The sequence below is a fragment of the Burkholderia sp. Tr-20390 genome (assembly GCF_017104595.1).
Taxonomy (GTDB): domain Bacteria; phylum Pseudomonadota; class Gammaproteobacteria; order Burkholderiales; family Burkholderiaceae; genus Burkholderia.
The window spans coordinates 20,439-40,015 of the sequence record NZ_JAAGPC010000080.1 but is presented as its reverse complement, the minus strand read 5'-3'; the positions used below and the strand labels follow the sequence as shown (position 1 = coordinate 40,015).

The window sequence follows — 19,577 nt, the reverse complement described above, 5'->3', positions numbered from 1 at the left end:
CCGCGCCGCCGCCCCTGCAGCCCCCCGCGCTCGTCGGACGCGCGGTCCCGCCCGCCGCGATCTGCGCGCTGCCCGACGCGTTCGCGACCCGGATTCGTGCCCGCTACGAACAGGCGTTGCTTGGTGTGCTGCGAGCGGAGCACGGCGCGCCCGACGCGGCACTCGACGAACTCGACGCGATGCTGGCCGCGCTCGCCAGCGACGATCCATACGATTTCTGGCGGCTTGCGGCCGCATGCGTGCGCGCATTGCGCGCCAGCGGCGCGCCCGAGCTGAAGCGCTTTCTCGCGCGGACGAACCTGCTGCTCGGCGAGCACGCGCAGGGCCGGCGCAGTGCGCCGCCCGAACTCGTGCGCGAGACGGTGGCGCTGCTGTGGCGCGATTTCGCGCTGTTCGGCGCCGCGGCCGAGGATGTCGCGCTCGTCGACGTGCTGCACGACTACGGATTGACGGTCGACTGGCACGTCGCCGATACGCCCGCGTCGGAAGCGCTGTGGGAGGCCGACGCCGCCCGGGCCGAACGCGACGCGGTTGCCGCCGCGCCGACTCGCGCACTCGGCGTCGTGACGGTCAATGCGCATGCCTATGAGGATTTCCTGCAGACGGCCGATGCGTCGATGGTCGACCTCGCGGCCGATCCGGCGAGAGCCGACGCGGGTGCCGCATGGCATGCGTCCGGCGCCGCTTACCGGGTCGGCACGGCCGCGTGCGCGCTCGGGCTCGGCCACGCGGCGCTCCTGGCCGACACGCTTGGCCTCGCGTGGCGGCGTGCGGCGCACGGCGTGCCGCTCGCCGACGGCGGCATCGATGCGCACGGCCACGCGTCCGACATGCTGCGCGCGGCGCTGCTGAAGATTGCAGCCGGCGTTGCGCCGCCGGACCTCACGGCGGCGTCCGGCGCGCTCGGCGCGGCGCTCGGCCGGGCCTGACGAAGAAGGGGACGAACACGCGCCGGCGGCCCTTGCCGTGCGGGCCCGCAACACGCTGCCGACAGCGCCCGCGCGCGTGTTAGAGTGCCGTGTGATCCGTGCGCGCCGTTGCCAGCGCGGTGCGGCGTTGCTTGTTGATCGCGGCCCGGTCAGGCCGCGGCGTCTTTGCTAAAATTCAAACCATGTCAAAGCCTTCCGATCGCATCAATCTCACCAACCAGTTCCTGATCGCCATGCCGAACATGGCCGATCCGACGTTCTCGGGAACGGTGGTCTATCTTTGCGATCACAGCGAGCGCGGTGCGCTCGGCCTCGTCATCAATCGTCCTACCGACATCGACCTCGAATCGCTGTTCAACCGCATCGACCTTAAGCTCGACATCGAGCCGCTGCTGCACATCCCGGTGTACTTCGGCGGCCCGGTCCAGACCGAGCGCGGTTTCGTGCTGCACGAGCCGGTGGAGGGCGCGAGCTACAACTCGTCGATGTCCGTCGAGGGCGGGCTGGAGATGACCACGTCGAAGGACGTGCTCGAGGCGGTCGCGACGGGCACCGGCCCGAAACGCTTCCTGCTGACGCTCGGCCATGCGGGCTGGGGAGCAGGGCAGCTCGAGGAAGAAATTTCCCGCAACGGCTGGCTGACCGTGGCCGCCGATCCGCGCATCGTGTTCGACACGCCGGCCGAAGAGCGCTTCGAAGCCGCACTCGGCCTGCTCGGCGTCAGCTCGTCGATGCTGTCCGGCGAAGCAGGGCACGCATGAGTGGCGCGAGCGCGCGCGATGCGACGCTCCTCGCGTTCGACTACGGCGAAAAACGTATCGGCGTCGCGGTCGGCAATGCGCTGACGCGCTCGGCCCGTGCGCTCGTCGTGATCCAGAACCTGAACCGCGAACACCGCTTCAAGGCGGTCGGCGACCTGCTGGCCGAATGGCGGCCGGACGCGCTCGTCGTCGGCCTGCCGATGCATCCGGACGGCACGCCGCACGACATGACGCAGCAGGCGAAGCGCTTCGGCAACCAGCTGAACGGCCGCTTCGGGCTGCCCGTCACGTGGGTCGACGAGCGCTATTCGTCGGTCGAGGCCGAGGCCGGGCTGCGCGAGCGCAACGTGCGCGGCCGCGCACGGGCCGAGATGCTAGATGCCGAGGCCGCGCGCGTCATCCTTCAACAGTATCTCGATCAATTGTCCGACCATGAGCACCATTGACGCCGAGGCGCTTTACCGCGTCCTGCTCGACCAGATCCGCGCCGCGTACGGCACGGCTTTCGCCGAACCGGGCGGCCCGCGGCTCGCCGGCATTCACAGCGGCGGCGCATGGCTTGCCGAGCGCCTCGCGCGCGATCTCGGTGCGCCGGCGTTCGGCGTCGTGAACGTCGCGCTGCACCGCGACGATTACGCGAAGAAGGGGCTGCACAGCCAGGCCAGCCCGACGTCGCTGCCGTTCGAAATCGACGGCGCGCGCATCGTGCTCGTCGATGACGTGCTGTTTACCGGGCGCACCGTGCGTGCGGCACTCAACGAGCTGTTCGACTACGGCCGTCCGGCCGCCGTCGAGCTCGCGGTGCTCGCCGATCGCGGCGGCCGCGAGCTGCCGGTCGCCGCGCGCTTCGCGGGCGGCGCGCTCGACGTGCCGGCCGGCGCGACGCTCGTGCTCGCACGCGACGATGCGCAGTTCACGCTGCGCGTCGAGGCGCACGGCGCCTGAACGACACGCGAACCGTATCCCGGGCCGCTGGTTTGCACCGCGGCCCGTTTGCATAGTTGGAATCACGCACACCATGACCACCGACACCACTGGCCGCACCGGCAATCCCGCTGCGGCCGCGAGCCCCGACCGGTTCCGCTACGGCTTCCTGAAGGGCAACCCGCAGCTCACGAAAAACGGCGAGCTGAAGCACCTGCTGTCGATCGAGGGCCTGCCGCGCTCGATCGTCAACCACATCCTCGATACGGCCGAGCAGTTCGTCAGCGTGACGGACCGTGAAGTGAAGAAGGTGCCGCTGCTGCGCGGCAAGTCCGTGTTCAACCTGTTCTTCGAGAACTCGACGCGCACGCGCACGACCTTCGAGATCGCCGCGACGCGCCTGTCGGCCGACGTGCTGAACCTGAACATCAATGCGTCGTCGACGAGCAAGGGCGAATCGCTGCTCGACACGATCAACAACCTGTCGGCGATGCATGCCGACCTGTTCGTCGTGCGTCACGCGTCGAGCGGCGCGCCGTACCTGATCGCCGAGCACTGCGCACCGCACGTGCACGTGATCAACGCCGGCGACGGCCGCCACGCGCACCCGACGCAGGGCCTGCTCGACATGTACACGATCCGTCACTACAAGCGCGACTTCACGAAGCTGCGCGTGGCGATCGTCGGCGACATCCTGCATTCGCGCGTCGCGCGCTCCGACATCCACGCGCTCACCACGCTCGGCGTGCCGGAAGTACGCGCGATCGGCCCGCGCACGCTGCTGCCGGGCGGGCTCGAACAGATGGGCGTGAAGGTGTTCCACAACCTCGACGAAGGGCTGAAGGGCGTCGACGTGATCATCATGCTGCGCCTGCAGAACGAGCGGATGAGCGGCGCGTTGCTGCCGTCCGCGCAGGAATACTTCAAGACGTGGGGCCTGACGCCCGAGCGCCTCGCGCTCGCCGCGCCCGACGCGATCGTGATGCACCCCGGCCCGATGAACCGCGGCGTCGAGATCGATTCGCAGGTCGCCGATGGCCCGCAGTCGGTGATCCTCAACCAGGTCACGTTCGGCATCGCCGTGCGGATGGCGGTGATGGGCATCGTCGCCGGCAACAGCGACTGAGCCCGCTTTCGCGCCTCCTTATTCACGCAATCAACGCATTCACAGACAGCGCATGAAGATTCATATCAAAGGCGGCACGCTGATCGACCCGGTCGCCGGCACCGAGCAGCAGGCCGACGTATTCGTCGCGGACGGCAAGATCGCCGCGCTCGGCACGGCGGCGCCGGCCGGTTTCAACGCGGACAACACGATCGACGCGGCGGGCCTGATCGTCGCGCCCGGCCTCGTCGACCTGTGCGCGCGGCTGCGCGAGCCCGGCTATGAGCACAAGGCGACGCTCGCGTCCGAGATGGCCGCGGCTGTCGCGGGCGGTGTCACGACCCTCGTGTGCCCGCCGGATACCGACCCCGTGCTCGACGAGCCGGGCCTCGTCGAGATGCTCAAGTTCCGCGCGCGCAACCTGCACCAGGCGAACGTGCATCCGCTCGGCGCGCTGACGGTCGGCCTCAAGGGTGAGGTGATCACCGAGATGGTCGCGCTGACCGAGTCCGGCTGTGTCGGGTTCACGCACGCCAACGTGCCGGTGCGCGACACGCAGGTGCTGCTGCGTGCGCTGCAGTACGCGAGCACCTACGGCTACACCACGTGGCTGCGCCCGCAAGACGCCTTCATCGGTCGCGGCGGTGTCGCCGCGAGCGGTGCGCTGGCGTCGCGGCTCGGGCTGTCCGGCGTGCCGGTCGCGGCCGAGACGATCGCGCTGCACACGATCTTCGAACTGATGCGCGTGACGGGCGCACGCGTGCACCTCGCACGGCTGTCGTCGGCGGCCGGCCTCGCGCTCGTGCGCGAGGCGAAGGCCGAGGGGCTGCCCGTGACCTGCGACGTCGGCGTGAACCACCTGCACCTGATCGACGTCGACATCGGCTACTTCGATTCGCAGTTCCGGCTCGATCCGCCGCTGCGCAGCGAGCGCGATCGCGAAGCGATTCGCGTGGCGCTCGCCGACGGCACGATCGATGCGATCTGCTCCGACCACACGCCGGTCGACGACGACGAGAAGCTGCTGCCGTTCGGCGAAGCGACGCCGGGCGCGACCGGGCTCGAGCTGCTGCTGTCGCTGACGCTGAAGTGGGCCGACGAGACGCGTACGCCGCTTGCGCAGGCGTTGCGCCGCATCACGTCCGCACCGGCCGACGTGCTGAAGCTGCCGGCCGGCCGCCTCACCGAAGGTGGCGCGGCCGACCTGTGCGTGTTCGACCCGCGCGCGCACTGGCGGGTCGAGCCGCGGGCGCTGAAGAGCCAGGGCCACAACTCGCCGTTCCTCGGCTACGAACTGCCGGCCACCGTGCGCGCGACGCTCGTGGCCGGGCAGGTCGCGTTCGAGCGCCACTGAACCACGCCGGACTATCGCCATGATTGCCATTCGCAAGCTGCGTCTCGTCTTTCACCTGTTGCGCGGCATGGCGATCGTCGCGCTGCGTTTTTCGCACGTCACGCCCGCGCGCCGCGCCGAGCTGATACGCCGCTGGTCGCTCAAGCTGCTGCGGATTTGCGGGATGCGCCTCGTCGTCCATAACGACAGCGCGCGGCTCGACGCGAGCGCGCTCGTGGTCGGCAATCACGTGTCGTGGCTCGATATCTACACGGTCAACGCGTGGCGGCCGACGCCGTTCGTGTCGAAGGCCGAGGTGCGGCAGTGGCCGGTGGTGGGCTGGCTCGCCGAGAAGCTCGATACCGTGTTCCTGCAGCGCGAGAAGCGCACCGAGGCGATGCGCGTCATGCACGAGATGGCCGAGCGCCTGCGCAACGGCGGGCTTATGTGCGTGTTTCCGGAAGGGACGACGACCGACGGGCAGGAACTGCTGCCATTCCACGCGAACCTGTTCCAGGCCGCGGTATCGGCCGGCTGCGCGGTGCAGCCGATCTGCCTGATGTACGAGGACGCGCACGGGCGGCAGTCGGTCGCGCCGGCCTACACAGGCGAGCTGGCGCTGGGCACGTCGCTCGACATGGTGTTGCGCGGCGGCCCGCTCGTCGCGCACCTTTACGTGTGTGAACCGATCGCGCCGGGCGGCGACCGGCGGGCGACGTCCGCGGCGGCGCGCGATGCGATCGGGGCTGCGCTCGTGAAGCTGCAGGCGAACGTCGGCAAACCGACGGCCGAGTCGCTCGCGGAATTGGCCAAACATGCCTATCCTGCGACCGAGGTTGGCGCCGGCGCGGCAGGGCATGAGGCGGCCGACGCACCGGTGCCGGGGCGCGAGGGTTGACTCGCTTCCCGGTCCCGCGAATCAGTCCGTAATCACTCTCCGCCCGGCGCGCGGCACGCTTCGCACTGCACCTGCGTGACCGTGCGCTGCGCCGGATCGGCCGTCAGCCGCACGGCCGACAGCTGGTTACCCCACACACACCCCGAATCGAGCGCGACGACGTTCTCGCGCACCATCAGGCCGAGCGCGGCCCAGTGGCCGAACACGACCGTCACGTCCTCCGTGCGGCGCCCCGGTACGTCGAACCACGGCAGGTAGCCGGGCGGCGCACTGTCGGGACCGCCGTTCGCTTTGAATTCCATCGCACCGTCGGGTGTGCAGAAGCGCACGCGCGTGAATGCGTTGAACGCGACGCGCATCCGGTCGCGTTTTTTCAGGTTCGGACTCCATTGGTTCGGCTCGTTGCCGTACAGCTTCTGCAGCGTGTCGCGCCAGTCGGGTGCGCGCAGCGCGCGCTGGAGCTCGTCGGCGAGCTCGAGCACGAGCGTATCATCCCACTGCGGCAGCACGCCTGCGTGCACGAGCAGCATCCCGTTCTCCGCATGCACGAACGGGCGATGGCGGACCCAGTCGAGCAGCGCGTCGGCGTCGGGCGCGTCGAGGATCTCGCCGATGGTGTCGCCCGGGCGCTCGGTGCGCAGGCCGGCGGAGACCGCGAGCAGGTGCAAGTCGTGATTGCCGAGCACGACGGTCGCGCGCGGGCCGAGTTCGACGAGTGCGCGTAGCGAGGCGAGGGAGTCCGGGCCGCGGTTGACGACGTCGCCGGCGATCCACAGCGGCGTGTCGGCGGGGGCCGAAAGCTTTTCGAGCAAAGACTGGAAAGCGGAATGACAGCCTTGGATGTCGCCGATGGCGATGGGGGTGTGGGTCATGAGAGGCGAGTTGTTACAAATCTTGGCGCGCGACGGAAAAAGGGATGGTTGCCGGAATGTGGCCCGGGCTGTTTGTGAGATTTTAACGTATTGATTTGAATCGAAAATCTTAAGATTTTGCGGGTCCGGCACACTGTATCAAGTTGTTAGCGACGTGGCCTTTGGGCCGTGTCGCTTCTTATAATCGACCGCTTCGCAACAAAATTAGCATTTCATGACTTTGACGGTTACGGTCAGCAGTTAGAATGCCCGCCTTAGGGGCGCGCACGGTGACGTTGCCGCGTTCAGAATTCGTGGCGGCTCGGGCTTGAGGCCCGCCATGTATGACTAGAGGGGGCCTCATGATCCTGGTGACGGGCGGCGCGGGTTTTATCGGTGCCAATTTCGTAATCGACTGGCTGCGTCAATCCGACGAGGCCGTACTCAATGTCGATAAACTGACCTACGCAGGCAACCTTCGTACGCTTCAATCGCTGAACGGAAGCTCGAAGCACATATTTGCCCGCGTCGACATTTGCGACCGTGCGGCGCTCGACGCGCTGCTTGCCGCGCATCGGCCGCGCGCGATTCTGCATTTCGCGGCGGAAAGCCATGTCGATCGCTCCATTCATGGTCCGGCCGAGTTCGTTCAGACCAACGTGGTCGGTACGTTTACACTGCTCGAGGCCGCGCGTCATTACTGGAGCGCGTTGCCCGATGCGGAACGAGCAGCCTTCCGTTTCCTGCACGTGTCGACCGACGAAGTGTTCGGTTCGCTGTCCGCCACCGACCCGCAGTTCTCCGAAACGACGCCCTATGCGCCCAACAGCCCGTACTCGGCGACGAAAGCGGGCTCCGATCACCTGGTGCGTGCCTATCATCATACGTACGGCCTGCCGACGCTCACGACGAATTGCTCGAACAACTATGGTCCGTATCAGTTCCCCGAAAAGCTCATTCCGCTGATGATCGCGAATGCACTCGCCGGGAAGCCGTTGCCCGTCTACGGCGATGGCCAGAACGTGCGCGACTGGTTGTACGTCGGCGATCACTGCAGCGCGATTCGCGAAGTGCTCGCGCGCGGCACGCCCGGCGAGACCTACAACGTCGGCGGCTGGAACGAAATGACGAACCTCGACGTCGTGCATACGCTGTGTGATCTGCTCGACAACGCGCGACCCATGGCGCAAGGCTCATATCGCGACCAGATCACGTACGTGAAGGATCGCCCGGGGCACGATCGCCGTTATGCGATCGACGCGCGCAAGCTGGAGCGTGAGCTGGGCTGGAAGCCGGCCGAGACGTTCGCGACCGGCCTCGCGAAGACCGTCGCCTGGTATCTCGAAAACCAGGCGTGGTCTGACGAGGTGGCTTCGGGCGAATACCGCAAGTGGGTCGAGACCAACTACGCAGAGCGCGTTTGACAGGAGTGGCGATGGCACGCAAGGGCATCATTCTCGCCGGCGGTTCAGGCACACGGCTGTATCCGATTACACACGCGGTATCGAAGCAGTTGCTGCCGGTGTACGACAAGCCGATGATCTACTACCCGCTGTCGACGCTGATGATCGCGGGCATTCGGGACGTGCTGATCATCTCGACACCGCAGGACACGCCGCGCTTCGAGTCGATGCTCGGTGATGGCAGCCAGTGGGGTATGAATATCGCGTATGCGACGCAGCCGTCGCCGGACGGACTTGCGCAGGCGTTCGTCATCGGCCGGACCTTTGTCGGCAACGATCCTTCGGCGCTCATTCTCGGCGACAACATTTTCTACGGGCACGATCTCGCGAAGCAGCTCGAGCGCGCGAACGAGCGCGATGCAGGCGCGACCGTGTTCGCCTATCACGTGCACGACCCCGAGCGTTACGGCGTGGTGGAGTTCGATCGGAACTTCCGCGCGCTGTCGATCGAGGAGAAGCCCGCGCAGCCGCGTTCGCAGTATGCGGTTACCGGGCTGTACTTCTATGACAACCGCGTGTGCGACATCGCGGCAGACATCAAGCCGTCGGCGCGCGGCGAACTGGAAATCACCGACGTCAATTCACGGTATCTCGCGGACGGTGCATTGAATGTCGAGATCATGGGGCGCGGCTATGCGTGGCTCGATACAGGCACGCACGATTCGCTGATCGAGGCGGCGACGTTCATCGCGACGCTGCAGAAGCGTCAAGGGCTCGTGGTCGCGTGTCCCGAGGAGATCGCGTACCGCCGCAACTGGATCGACGCGGAGCAGGTGCTGAAGCTGGCACAGCCGCTCGCGAAGAACGCCTACGGACAGTATCTCCGGAACCTACTCACCCACCAGGTCGCATGGCAATCCACGTAACGGCAACGGCACTGCCCGAAGTCAAGCTCATCGAGCCGAAGGTCTTCGGCGACACGCGCGGTTATTTCTACGAAAGCTTCAACGGGCGCGAGTTCGCGCAAGGCGTCGGGGCCGACGTCGAATTCGTCCAGGACAACCATTCGCGATCGACGAAGGGCGTGCTGCGCGGGCTGCATTACCAGATCGAACATGCGCAGGGCAAGCTCGTGCGCGTGATCGAAGGCGAGGTATTCGATGTGGCGGTGGACATTCGCCGCAGCTCGCCGAATTTCGGGAAGTGGGTCGGCATGGTTCTGTCGGCGGACAACCATCGTCAGCTTTGGGTGCCGCCCGGTTTCGCGCACGGTTTCGTCGTGTTGTCGGCGGCCGCGCAATTCCTTTACAAGACCACCGATTACTGGTTTCCCGAGCACGAGCGCAGCATCATCTGGAACGACCCGGAGATTGGAATCGCGTGGCCGATCGACGGCGAGCCGGTCCTGGCATCGAAGGACGCGGCCGGCAAGCGTTTGAGCGAATCCGACGTCTATGCGTAAAGGCGACATGAACGCCTCACCGACGATCCTCGTGACGGGTGTGAACGGGCAGGTTGGTTTCGAGCTGTTGCGGACGCTGCAGGGGCTGGGGCGTGTGGTGTCGTGTGACAGGTCGACACTCGATCTGTCCGATCTCGAGCGCGTGCGCACGTTCGTGCGGGACGTGAAGCCGTCCCTGATCGTCAACCCTGCCGCGTATACCGCGGTGGATCAGGCGGAGACCGACGTCGATGCTGCACGCCGCCTGAATGCCGACCTGCCGCGTGTATTCGCGGAGGAGATGGCGCGCAGCGGCGGCGCGCTCATTCACTATTCGACCGACTACGTGTTCGACGGTACGAACACCGAGGCGTATACGGAAACCGATGCGACGAATCCCGCCAACGTTTATGGCGCGACCAAGCGTGACGGCGAACGGGCGATTGCGGCGACCGGGTGCGCGCATCTGATTCTGCGAACGAGCTGGGTGTACGGCCGGCGCGGCAGGAACTTCCTGCTGACGATGCTGAAGCTGGGTGCCGAGCGCCCCGAGCTGCGGATTGTCGCGGACCAGGTCGGTGCACCGACCTGGTCGAAGACGATCGCCGCTGCCACGTCGCACATCGTCGCGCAGGGCACGGCATCGACCGGGACCGACTGGTGGGCGCGCCGCTCCGGCGTCTATCACCTGACCTCGGCCGGCGCGACGTCGTGGTGCGGTTTCGCCGAAGCCATCTTCGCGGTCGCCATGGCATCGCATGCACCGAAAATCGTGCCTATTGCGTCGAGCGACTATCCGACGCCGGCAAAACGGCCTGCGAATTCGAGACTGGCGATGGACAAGCTGGGCGCGACGTTCGGACTGCGGATGCCTGACTGGCGCGATGCGCTGGCGCTGTGTCTAGCCGAATGATCCTGTCCTGGAGCGGGCTGACCGTCTGGCGGGCGAAGCCCGGATGGCGGTCGCGGAGGCCGGCTCTCGGCCCGGAGGGCGTTGCCAGGCTTGACGCAGCGACCGTTCTGGTGCTTTCGGCGAGTTTTAAGTGACCGATTGGTAACGCTCGGGTACGTGACCCGGTGGTTTGGCTGCCGATCAGGACCGAGCAGGGGCACGACGGTCGCGCTGCGTGCGCGTTCGGGCCTTGTCTGGCGGCCGTCCCGGGTCAACCGCCGTTTTCGGTGGGAGTGGTGCCGGCTATAATTCCGTTCCGGCCGGGTCTCGCATGACCGGCTGGCAACCATGCCGGCCGGTGTATGGATGCAAGTGGCGAAGGTGTTGGCTTCGCCAGCGAATACTAAATGTGGAGTGAATGTGATGTTAATCCCCGTCATCCTGTCCGGTGGTGCCGGTACGCGACTTTGGCCCGTCTCTCGCGAAGGGCATCCCAAACCGTTCATGAAGCTCGCCGATGGCGAGAGTCTGCTGCTGAAAACCTACCGTCGCGCTGCCGCGGCGGTCGGCGGCGGTGACGACGCCCAGGGCGGAGAATTGCTGACGGTCACCAACCGCGACTACTACTTCATGAGCAAGGACGAGTTCGTGAGCGCGGCGCTCGGCGAACAGCGGCCCGGCGTGTTCATGCTCGAGCCGGCCGGTCGCAACACGGCGCCCGCCGTGGCAATGGCTGCGCATCATGTCGCTGAAAAATACGGGCGCGACGCACTGATGCTGGTGCTCGCGGCCGATCACCTGGTGCAGGACCAGAAGGGTTTCGTGGCCGCTGTCGCGAGCGCAGCCGAACTGGCGAAGCAGGGCCGGCTGGTGACGTTCGGCATCGTGCCGACGAGCCCGGATACCGGCTTCGGCTATATCGAGGCAGGCGAGCCTGTCGGAGCCGGCCGAGCGGCGCTGCGCTTCGTCGAGAAGCCGGATGCGGCGAAGGCGGCGGAGTACCTGGCAGCGGGCAACTATCTGTGGAACTCGGGCATGTTCTGTTTCAAGGCCGGCGTCATTCTGGACGAGATGGCCCGCCATGCCCCGGACGTCGCCGCGGCCGCCGAAGCATGCTGGGCGGCGCTGCAGGAAGCCAACAAGACGTCGACGCAAATGCTCGAGATTCCCGCCGAATCGTTCGAGAAGATGCCCGACATCTCGATCGACTATGCAGTGATGGAGCGCTCGTCGAACGTGGCGGTGGTGCCCGCCAGCTTCGGTTGGAGCGACATCGGCTCGTGGGGCGCGGTGCGCGACCTGGTCGAGCCTGACCAGGACAGCAACCGGGCCGTCGGCGATGCGATCTTCGTCGACAGCCGCAACATGTACGTGCAGACGCAGGATCGCGTCGTGGCGTCGGTCGGCGTGGCCGACCTGATGATCATCGATACGCCGGACGCATTGCTGGTCGCCCATCCTGACCGCGCGCAGGATGTGAAGCAGGTGGTCGCCCGGCTGAAGAAACGTAATCACGACGCGTACAAGCTGCACCGCACCGTGAGCCGCCCGTGGGGTACCTACACGGTGCTGGAAGAGGGGCCGCGGTTCAAGATCAAGCGGATCGAAGTCAAGCCGGGTGCGAGCCTGAGCCTTCAGATGCACCACCATCGCAGCGAGCACTGGATCGTCGTGAGCGGGATGGCCAAGGTCGTCAACGGCGATCAGGAGATTTTCGTCCGGACCAACGAGTCCACCTATATTCCTGCGGGGCACAAGCACCGCCTCGAGAATCCGGGTGTGCTGGACCTGGTGATGATCGAGGTGCAGAGCGGCGAGTATCTGGGAGAGGACGACATCGTTCGTTTCCAAGATGTATACGGGCGGGCTTGATGCTGGGCATGCTGAGAGCCCTGTGGGCCTATCGCGGCTTCATTCTGGGAAGCGTCAAGCGGGAATTTCAGTCCAAGTACCGTAATTCCCTGCTGGGCGCAGCATGGACCGTCCTCAATCCGCTTGCGATGATCGTCGTCTATACGGTGATTTTTTCGCGGGTCATGCATGCCCGGTTGCCAGGCGTGGACAGCACCTTCGCGTACAGCGTTCACCTGTGCGCCGGCGTTCTGCCATGGGCCATGTTCGTGGAAGTCGTCAGCCGAGGGCAGACTGCTTTCATCGACAACGCCAACCTGCTGAAAAAGCTGAGCTTTCCGCGGCTGTGTCTGCCGGTGATCGTGGTCGCCAACGCGCTGGTCAGTTTCGTGATCGTCTTCGCGCTGTTCACTGCATTCCTGGTGATCACCGGGAATTTCCCCGGCATTTCGTATCTCGCGATTTTTCCGGTGCTGCTGGTGATGACGCTGTTCGCGATCGGCCTTGGCGTCACGCTGGGCGTGCTGAATGTATTTTTCCGTGATGTCGGGCAGTTCTTCGGAATCGTGCTGAATTTCTGGTTCTGGCTGACGCCGATCGTCTATTCGGTCAACATTTTGCCGGATAGCGTGAAGTCCGCGATGCGATTCAATCCGATGGCGCCGGTGATCCAGTCGTTCCAGGTCGTACTGGTGCAGCGCGTATGGCCGGACTGGCAGGCGCTCTGGCTGCCGGCCGTGTTGGGTATCGTCCTGTGTCTTTTTGGCCTGGGCCTGTTCCGCAAGCATGCGGGCGAAATGGTGGATGAACTCTGATGGGCACCATTACCGTTACCAATCTGGGCAAGGCCTACAAGCAGTACCCGACACGCTGGTCACGTCTCGTCGAGTGGATGGACCCGCGTCGCAAGGAGCATCACAAGCTGCACTGGGTGCTGCGCGACGTGAATTTTTCGGTGCGCGCCGGCGAGGCGATCGGCATCATCGGCATCAACGGCGCGGGCAAGAGCACGCTGCTGAAAATGATCGTCGGGACCACGCAGCCGACTGTTGGCAGCGTGTCGATGACCGGGCGCGTCGCCGCACTGCTGGAGCTCGGGATGGGGTTTCATCCGGACTTCACCGGGCGCCAGAACGTGATGATGGCCGGTCAGTTGCTGGGCTACAGCGTCGACGAACTGACCGCGATGATGCCGGAGATCGAAGCGTTTGCCGAAATCGGCGAATACATCGATCAGCCGGTGCGCGTGTACTCCAGCGGTATGCAGATGCGTCTTGCGTTCAGCGTCGCGACGGCTCGCAGGCCCGACGTGCTGATTGTCGACGAAGCGCTGTCGGTCGGCGATGCGTATTTTCAGCACAAGAGCTTCGACCGCATCCGCGAGTTCGGCAAGCAGGGCACGACGCTGTTGATCGTTGCACACGACAAAGCCGCGATTCAGGCAATCTGCGACCGCGCGATCCTGCTGAATGCGGGGCGGCTGGAGATGGAGGGGCCGCCCGAAGCGGTCATGGACTACTACAACGCGATGCTGGCCGATCGTGAGAACAGTGAGGTCAGGCAGGAAAAGCTGGACAGTGGCGCGGTGCAGACCGTTTCTGGAACCGGCGAGGCACTGATCGACGAGGTTACGCTGCTCGATCGGTCAGGCCAGCCCGTCGAGATCATCGGCGTCGCGCAGCCAGTCGCGTTGCGCGTCAAGGTCAAATGCGTCAAGGCGATTCCCGAATTGGTCGTCGGGTACATGATCAAGGACAGGCTCGGGCAGACGGTGTTCGGAACGAACACCTATCACCTGAAGCAGGTGCTGGTCGATCTTGCCGAAGGCCAGATGGTGGAATTGCATTTCGAATTCACGGCGAATATCGGCGTGGGCAGCTATTCGGTTGCCGTTGCACTGCATACGGGCGATGCGCATCTTGCAAATAACTACCAGTGGCGCGATCACGCGCTGGTGTTCAATGTCGTGAACATAAAGATGGATGATTTCGTCGGTGTGGCGTGGCTGCCGACGACGGTGAGGAGTTTGCCGTAGTGGACAGTTTTTATCGTGCGTTCGAGGACCGGCATCGCGGGTCGCGAGATCTGATCAAAAGCCGGCTGGCGAAGTACGCGGCGTTCTTTCAGCCACTGGCGGCGTTGCACCCCGGCGCGATGACGTTCGATGTCGGGTGCGGCCGCGGCGAGTGGCTGGAACTGATGATCGAAGCCGGTTTTGTCGCGTCGGGTGTGGATCTCGACGACGAAATGCTCGAAGCGTGCCGTGAGCGAAATCTGCCGGTATCGAAGGGCGACGCGATCGAGCATCTCGCGACGCTTGACTCGGACAGCCATGCGCTGATCTCGGCGTTTCACGTCGTCGAACACGTGAGCTTCGAGCAATTGAAGACGCTCGTGAGCGAAGCGCTGCGCGTGTTGAAGCCCGGTGGCCTGCTCATTCTCGAGACGCCCAATCCGGAAAACATCGCTGTGGCGACGTGCAACTTCTACATCGATCCGTCGCACCAGAAGCCGGTGCCTCCGATGCTCCTTTCGTTCGTTGCCGAACACGCCGGGTTCGATCGCGTCAAGGTCGTGCGTCTTCAGGAGCCCGAGGTATTGCACGATGCGGAAACGAAGGTTCACCTGCTGAACATCCTCGGTAGCGTGAGTCCCGACTACGCGATCGTTGCGCAGAAGGCGGCCAGTTCGACGCAAGGCGCGTTCGACGCGGCATTCGATGCCGATTACGGCCTGACGATCGATGTCCTTGCGGATCGCTACGAAACACGGCTGGCCTCGAATCTTTCTCATGTCGACGCGAGGGTGGAGCGTGCGGAGGAGGCGCTGCGGCTTTCCGCAGAGCGGTGGAGCGAGCTGGTCGACCGGCTGCAGACGGTGACCGAGCAGTTGAAGTTCGCAGAGGAGCGCTATCAGCGCGTCGAAGAGCGAAACCGGCTGGCTGACGAGCGACGCCAGCTTGTCGATGAGCGCAGCCAACTTGTCGAGGAGCGAAACCAACTGGTCGAGGAGCGAAACCAACTGGTGGACGGAGAGCGCCAGCATGTCGAGCGCCAGGTACTCGAATTGCAGGCACGCCTCGAACAGGCCGAGGCCATGATGCATCAGGCGAATGCGCAACTGCATGCGATGTATCACAGCACGTCGTGGAAAATCACCCGCCCGCTTCGGATCGTCGCGCTCGTGCTGAAGGGGCAAGGGAAGACGGTTTTCAAGGCCGGACTCAAGCGCGTCATTCAGCAGACTGCACGATTCGGCGACGAGCACCCTTCGTTCAGGCGGTTCGCCGTTTCCGTGCTCAACCGTTTTCCCGGTCTCAAGCAACGGCTGATTCCCGTTGTTTCCGGGACGGTGCGTCCCTATTCCGCACGACCCGACGTGCCGCCGGAGAGTCTGAGTCCGCGCGCGCAACAAATTCATGCTGCATTGGCATTTGCAGCGAAGAGCTACAGCAAGAAGGAGGGGGCGTAATGCGGATCGTCATCGATATGCAAGGTGCGCAGAGCACCGGTTCGCGCAATCGAGGCATCGGCCGTTACACCCAGGCGATTGCAAAAGGCCTGGTGCGCAATCGTGGAGAGCACGAGATCTTTCTGGCGCTGAGCGACCTGTTTCCCGAGACCATTGAGCCCATTCGCGAGGCGTTTTCACATGTGCTGCCGCTCGAGAACATTCGGGTCTGGCACGCCGCAGCCCCTGTTTCGCACGTTGAAAAATCGAACGATTGGCGGCGGCATGCGGCGGAACTGGGATTCGAGTCGTTCCTGTGTACATTGAAGCCGGATTTCATCTATGTCACGAGTTTGTTCGAGGGGCTTGGCGACGATGCGGTCACGAGCGTCCATCGACTGCAGCACGATATTCCGGTCGCGGTCACGCTTTACGACCTGATTCCGTATATCAACCCCGATCCGTACCTGAACAATCCGGTCATCAAGTCCTGGTATCTGGAGAAGGTCGACCATTTGCGCCGGGCTGATTTGTGGCTGGGTATTTCGGAGTCCTCGCGTCAAGAGGGCATCAAGTACCTGGGACTGCCCGCAGACTGCTCGATCAACATCGGCACCGACGCAGACGATGCATTCCAGTCCATCGACGTTTCCCCGGAACGGGAAGCGACGTTGCGCAAGCAATACGGGCTGACGAAACCGTTTGTCCTGTACACCGGCGGCATCGATCACCGCAAGAACGTCGAAGGCCTGATTCGGGCCTATGCGCTTTTGCCTGAAGCGGTACGACGTGATCACCAATTGGCGATTGTGTGCTCGGTGCAGCCCGCGAATCGGCAGGAACTCGAGCGCTTGGCACAGCAGCATGGCCTGAGCCAGGGTGAGGTGGTGCTGACAGGCTTCGTGCCGGACGAGGATTTGCTGTATTTCTACAACCTGTGCACGCTGTTTGTGTTCCCGTCGTGGCACGAGGGTTTCGGTTTGCCCGCATTGGAGGCGATGCGCTGCGGGGCGCCCGTCATCGGCGCCAACACGTCCAGCTTGCCGGAAGTCATCGGTTGGGATGATGCATTGTTCGATCCGCATTCCGACGCGGCGATTGCCGACGCAATACGTCGCGGTCTGACCGATGCGCCGTTCCGCGAAGCATTGATTCGGCACGGGAAAGAGCAGTCGCGCCGCTTCTCGTGGGATGAAAGCGCACGCCGCACCATTGCAGCCATGGAGCAGTGGCATGTTCGGGGCAAGCAGCCCGCGCATCGACAGGAGTCGCGGCGCCCGAAGCTCGCCTATGTTTCTCCGCTGCCGCCTGCTCGCACCGGCATAGCGGACTACAGTGCCGAACTGCTGCCTGAGCTTGCGCATTTCTACGATATCGATGTCATCGTCGATCCGGATACCGCTGGGAATCCGCAGTTCGATGGCGTGATGGTAAGGTCTGCTCAGTGGTTCCTTGACCATGCCGGCTTGTATGACCGTGTGGTCTATCACTTCGGCAATTCGTCCTTCCATCGCTACATGTTTCCGCTTCTGGATGTCATTCCCGGAGTGGTGGTCCTGCATGACTTTTTCCTGTCGGGCATCGTTGCGGAAATGGACGGCCAGGGATGGCGGCCGGGTGGCCTGTCGCAGGCGTTGTATGAGGACCACGGCTACGCCAGCCTGGCCGAGCGCCATCAAAAAGCGGATCCGGCGGATGTCGTCTGGAAGTATCCGTGCAGCCTGGAGGTGATTCAGAAGAGCCTGGGCCTGATCGTCCACTCCGGGAATTCGAAGCGCCAGGCCATGCGCTGGTATGGCGGCGACCTTGGCGACTGGGTCGAAATTCCCCACATGCGAGACAACGATGTCGACCTCGACCGGGCTGGCGCGCGCGCCGCACTCGGTATTGCGGAAAGCGACTATCTGGTCTGTGCGTTCGGATTGCTGGGGCCGATGAAGCTGAACCTGCAATTGCTGAAGGCATGGGCTGCATCGTGTCTGGCAAAGGACGCGACCTGTCATCTGGTGTTTGTCGGCGAGAACAATCCGGGGCAATACGGGCAGGACGTGTCGCGCCTGATCCGCGAGCTCGGTTCGACCGCCAACGTGCGGATCACGGGCTGGGCGGATATTTCGATTTTCCGCCAGTATCTCGCGGCTGCCGACGTCGGTGTGCAGTTGCGAACCCTGTCCAGAGGCGAAACGTCCGGCACTGTGCTGGATTGCATGAATTACGGCAAGGCCGTCATCGTCAACGCGAATGGCAGCATGGCCGACCTTGACGACGCCGCCGTATGGAAACTGCCAGACGCATTTACCGAGCCGCAACTCGTCGAGGCGCTGGAAACCTTGCGCACCGATACCGAGTTGCGGACGAAACTGGGTCGTACCGCGCGGGAGCTCATCGTGAGCCGCCACGCTCCGGATCTGTGTGCGCAAGCGTATCGCGATGCAATCGAGCGCTTCCATGTTGCAGGGTTGGCGCATCCCGCGATACTGGCGCGCGCAGTCGTCGCAGAGGCCGGCACAGCCGAGGACAACCAGTTGCAGCAGGCCGCGGCGGCCATGGCCCGGAACGTCGTGCCGCGCAATGCGAAGCGGCAACTGCTGGTGGATATCTCCGAGCTCGCTCAACACGATGCGAAAAGTGGCATCCAGCGGGTGGTGAGGAGTCTTGTCAAGGAATGGCTGGAGCATCCCCCCCCCGGGTTCAGGGTGGAGCCGGTTTATGCGACGGCGGCGCAGTCGTATACTTATGCCCGCCGATTCACCGCCGAGCTGATGGGTTTCGAAGACGCGTGGCTGCATGATGCGCCTGTCGATTACGGGCCCGGCGACATCTTTCTCGGCCTGGACCTCGCGCCAGAGCTCGTGCCTGCGCAGCGGGCGTTCTACCAGAAGCTCCGGCACCAGGGCGTGCAGGTCAAGTTTGTCGTGTACGACCTGCTGTGTATTTTCCTGCCCCAATATTTCGGTCCCGGCGTTGCCGAGAATTTCGCCAAGTGGCTGGACGTCGTCGCGGAGAGCGACGGTGCGTTCTGCATTTCGGAGGCCGTCGCGGGCGATCTGGCTCGATGGATGGCGCAACATGCGCCGGAGCGCGCAGCCCGCTTCGCGATCGACTGGTTCCACCTGGGTGCGGATATTCAAAATTCCGTCGCATCGACGGGGCTTCCCGCCGATGCCGGGAACTTGCTGGCGACGCTGAAGAAATCACCGTCCTTCCTGATGGTCGGGACGCTGGAGCCTCGCAAGGGGCATGCGCAGATCCTGGATGCATTCGAACGGCTGTGGCAGGAAAATCGGCAGGTCAATCTTGTCCTGGTGGGCAAGCAAGGCTGGTTGGTAGGGGATCTGGTCCCGCGGCTGAAGAGGCATCCAGAACTCGGCCGGCGCCTGTTCTGGCTGGAGGGTATCAGCGACGAATATCTGGAAGCGCTTTACGCCGCATCGTCGTGCTTGATCGCCGGCTCATACGGAGAGGGCTTCGGCCTTCCGCTGATCGAGGCGGCTCAACACGGGATTTCCATCATTGCCCGGGATATCCCCGTGTTTCGGGAAGTCGCGGGAGATCACGCCTATTATTTCTCCAGTGAGACCGGGCAGGATCTGGCCGTTGAAATCAACGCCTGGCTGGAACTTGAAAGCAGGGGGCAGGCGCCTTCGTCCGAAGGCATGGCTTATTTGACCTGGGCCCAAAGTTCTCGCGACCTGGCGAAGCTTTTTACAAAAAGCGCATCACTTTCGTAAGGAAAGAG

The 19,577-nt window shown here is 64.3% G+C and carries 17 protein-coding genes; 16 read left to right on the top strand and 1 reads right to left on the bottom strand.

Features of this window, described 5'->3' with window-relative positions; translation table 11 throughout:
* The 7 genes from G3N98_RS21695 to G3N98_RS21665 all read left to right on the top strand — a co-directional run.
* Nucleotides 1–929, top strand: a 929-nt coding sequence (locus G3N98_RS21695; RefSeq protein ID WP_206149185.1) for a hypothetical protein, incomplete at its 5' end; no start/stop codon positions are given.
* 182 nt (nt 930–1,111) lie between these two features.
* Complete coding sequence (locus G3N98_RS21690) at nt 1,112–1,690, top strand: YqgE/AlgH family protein (RefSeq protein WP_011351143.1); 579 nt, start codon at nt 1,112–1,114, stop codon at nt 1,688–1,690.
* Complete coding sequence (gene ruvX, locus G3N98_RS21685; protein WP_011351144.1) at nt 1,687–2,136, top strand: Holliday junction resolvase RuvX; 450 nt, start codon at nt 1,687–1,689, stop codon at nt 2,134–2,136. The genes G3N98_RS21690 and ruvX overlap by 4 nt, the downstream gene beginning before the upstream one ends.
* Nucleotides 2,123–2,635, top strand: coding sequence for a bifunctional pyr operon transcriptional regulator/uracil phosphoribosyltransferase PyrR (pyrR, locus tag G3N98_RS21680; RefSeq protein ID WP_039361132.1), 513 nt, complete (start codon nt 2,123–2,125; stop codon nt 2,633–2,635). Before ruvX ends, pyrR begins: the two co-directional genes overlap by 14 nt.
* 73 nt (nt 2,636–2,708) lie before the next feature.
* Nucleotides 2,709–3,740, top strand: a complete 1,032-nt coding sequence (locus G3N98_RS21675; RefSeq protein ID WP_006476735.1) for an aspartate carbamoyltransferase catalytic subunit — start codon at nt 2,709–2,711, stop codon at nt 3,738–3,740.
* A gap of 52 nt (nt 3,741–3,792) precedes the next feature.
* A complete protein-coding gene (locus G3N98_RS21670; RefSeq protein ID WP_089424659.1) occupies nt 3,793–5,073 on the top strand; it encodes a dihydroorotase in 1,281 nt (426 codons plus the stop codon).
* 19 nt (nt 5,074–5,092) lie between these two features.
* Nucleotides 5,093–5,950 (top strand): lysophospholipid acyltransferase family protein, encoded by an 858-nt coding sequence (locus tag G3N98_RS21665; protein ID WP_089472264.1) that lies wholly within the window; start codon nt 5,093–5,095, stop codon nt 5,948–5,950.
* A gap of 32 nt (nt 5,951–5,982) precedes the next feature.
* Here G3N98_RS21665 and G3N98_RS21660 read toward each other — a convergent pair whose 3' ends face one another.
* A complete protein-coding gene (locus tag G3N98_RS21660) occupies nt 5,983–6,822 on the bottom strand; it encodes a symmetrical bis(5'-nucleosyl)-tetraphosphatase (protein ID WP_206149184.1) in 840 nt (279 codons plus the stop codon).
* Between the two features lie 341 nt (nt 6,823–7,163).
* Between G3N98_RS21660 and rfbB the strand changes: the two genes are divergently transcribed.
* The 9 genes from rfbB (at nt 7,164) to G3N98_RS21615 (ending at nt 19,569) form a co-directional block, all read left to right on the top strand.
* Nucleotides 7,164–8,225: a dTDP-glucose 4,6-dehydratase gene (gene rfbB / locus G3N98_RS21655; protein WP_206149183.1), complete on the top strand. Its 1,062-nt coding sequence runs from the start codon at nt 7,164–7,166 to the stop codon at nt 8,223–8,225.
* Between the two features lie 11 nt (nt 8,226–8,236).
* Entirely contained in the window at nt 8,237–9,130 is an 894-nt protein-coding gene (gene rfbA / locus G3N98_RS21650; protein ID WP_089424663.1) for a glucose-1-phosphate thymidylyltransferase RfbA, read from the top strand.
* On the top strand, nt 9,115–9,666 hold the full coding sequence (rfbC, locus tag G3N98_RS21645; RefSeq protein WP_206149182.1) for a dTDP-4-dehydrorhamnose 3,5-epimerase: 552 nt from the start codon (nt 9,115–9,117) through the stop codon (nt 9,664–9,666). Before rfbA ends, rfbC begins: the two co-directional genes overlap by 16 nt.
* 7 nt (nt 9,667–9,673) lie before the next feature.
* Entirely contained in the window at nt 9,674–10,558 is an 885-nt protein-coding gene (rfbD, locus tag G3N98_RS21640; RefSeq protein ID WP_241026020.1) for a dTDP-4-dehydrorhamnose reductase, read from the top strand.
* A 402-nt stretch (nt 10,559–10,960) separates the two neighbouring features.
* A complete protein-coding gene (locus tag G3N98_RS21635) occupies nt 10,961–12,409 on the top strand; it encodes a mannose-1-phosphate guanylyltransferase/mannose-6-phosphate isomerase (RefSeq protein WP_089424666.1) in 1,449 nt (482 codons plus the stop codon).
* Entirely contained in the window at nt 12,409–13,203 is a 795-nt protein-coding gene (locus G3N98_RS21630) for an ABC transporter permease (protein ID WP_089424667.1), read from the top strand. Before G3N98_RS21635 ends, G3N98_RS21630 begins: the two co-directional genes overlap by 1 nt.
* Nucleotides 13,203–14,423 (top strand): ABC transporter ATP-binding protein, encoded by a 1,221-nt coding sequence (locus G3N98_RS21625; RefSeq protein WP_089472268.1) that lies wholly within the window; start codon nt 13,203–13,205, stop codon nt 14,421–14,423. Before G3N98_RS21630 ends, G3N98_RS21625 begins: the two co-directional genes overlap by 1 nt.
* Complete coding sequence (locus tag G3N98_RS21620; RefSeq protein WP_256991355.1) at nt 14,390–15,859, top strand: methyltransferase domain-containing protein; 1,470 nt, start codon at nt 14,390–14,392, stop codon at nt 15,857–15,859. Before G3N98_RS21625 ends, G3N98_RS21620 begins: the two co-directional genes overlap by 34 nt.
* A complete protein-coding gene (locus G3N98_RS21615; RefSeq protein WP_206149180.1) occupies nt 15,859–19,569 on the top strand; it encodes a glycosyltransferase in 3,711 nt (1,236 codons plus the stop codon). Before G3N98_RS21620 ends, G3N98_RS21615 begins: the two co-directional genes overlap by 1 nt.
* Nucleotides 19,570–19,577: the final 8 nt, after the last annotated feature.

What these genes read in the sequence shown, in the direction of transcription:
- G3N98_RS21690 (WP_011351143.1), top strand. Translation starts at nt 1,112, where the DNA reads ATGTCAAAGCCTTCCGATCGCATCAATCTCACCAACCAGTTCCTGATC.
- ruvX (WP_011351144.1), top strand. Translation starts at nt 1,687, where the DNA reads ATGAGTGGCGCGAGCGCGCGCGATGCGACGCTCCTCGCGTTCGACTAC.
- pyrR (WP_039361132.1), top strand. Translation starts at nt 2,123, where the DNA reads ATGAGCACCATTGACGCCGAGGCGCTTTACCGCGTCCTGCTCGACCAG.
- G3N98_RS21675 (WP_006476735.1), top strand. Translation starts at nt 2,709, where the DNA reads ATGACCACCGACACCACTGGCCGCACCGGCAATCCCGCTGCGGCCGCG.
- G3N98_RS21670 (WP_089424659.1), top strand. Translation starts at nt 3,793, where the DNA reads ATGAAGATTCATATCAAAGGCGGCACGCTGATCGACCCGGTCGCCGGC.
- G3N98_RS21665 (WP_089472264.1), top strand. Translation starts at nt 5,093, where the DNA reads ATGATTGCCATTCGCAAGCTGCGTCTCGTCTTTCACCTGTTGCGCGGC.
- G3N98_RS21660 (WP_206149184.1), bottom strand. Translation starts at nt 6,822, where the DNA reads ATGACCCACACCCCCATCGCCATCGGCGACATCCAAGGCTGTCATTCC.
- rfbB (WP_206149183.1), top strand. Translation starts at nt 7,164, where the DNA reads ATGATCCTGGTGACGGGCGGCGCGGGTTTTATCGGTGCCAATTTCGTA.
- rfbA (WP_089424663.1), top strand. Translation starts at nt 8,237, where the DNA reads ATGGCACGCAAGGGCATCATTCTCGCCGGCGGTTCAGGCACACGGCTG.
- rfbC (WP_206149182.1), top strand. Translation starts at nt 9,115, where the DNA reads ATGGCAATCCACGTAACGGCAACGGCACTGCCCGAAGTCAAGCTCATC.
- rfbD (WP_241026020.1), top strand. Translation starts at nt 9,674, where the DNA reads ATGAACGCCTCACCGACGATCCTCGTGACGGGTGTGAACGGGCAGGTT.
- G3N98_RS21635 (WP_089424666.1), top strand. Translation starts at nt 10,961, where the DNA reads ATGTTAATCCCCGTCATCCTGTCCGGTGGTGCCGGTACGCGACTTTGG.
- G3N98_RS21630 (WP_089424667.1), top strand. Translation starts at nt 12,409, where the DNA reads ATGCTGGGCATGCTGAGAGCCCTGTGGGCCTATCGCGGCTTCATTCTG.
- G3N98_RS21625 (WP_089472268.1), top strand. Translation starts at nt 13,203, where the DNA reads ATGGGCACCATTACCGTTACCAATCTGGGCAAGGCCTACAAGCAGTAC.
- G3N98_RS21615 (WP_206149180.1), top strand. Translation starts at nt 15,859, where the DNA reads ATGCGGATCGTCATCGATATGCAAGGTGCGCAGAGCACCGGTTCGCGC.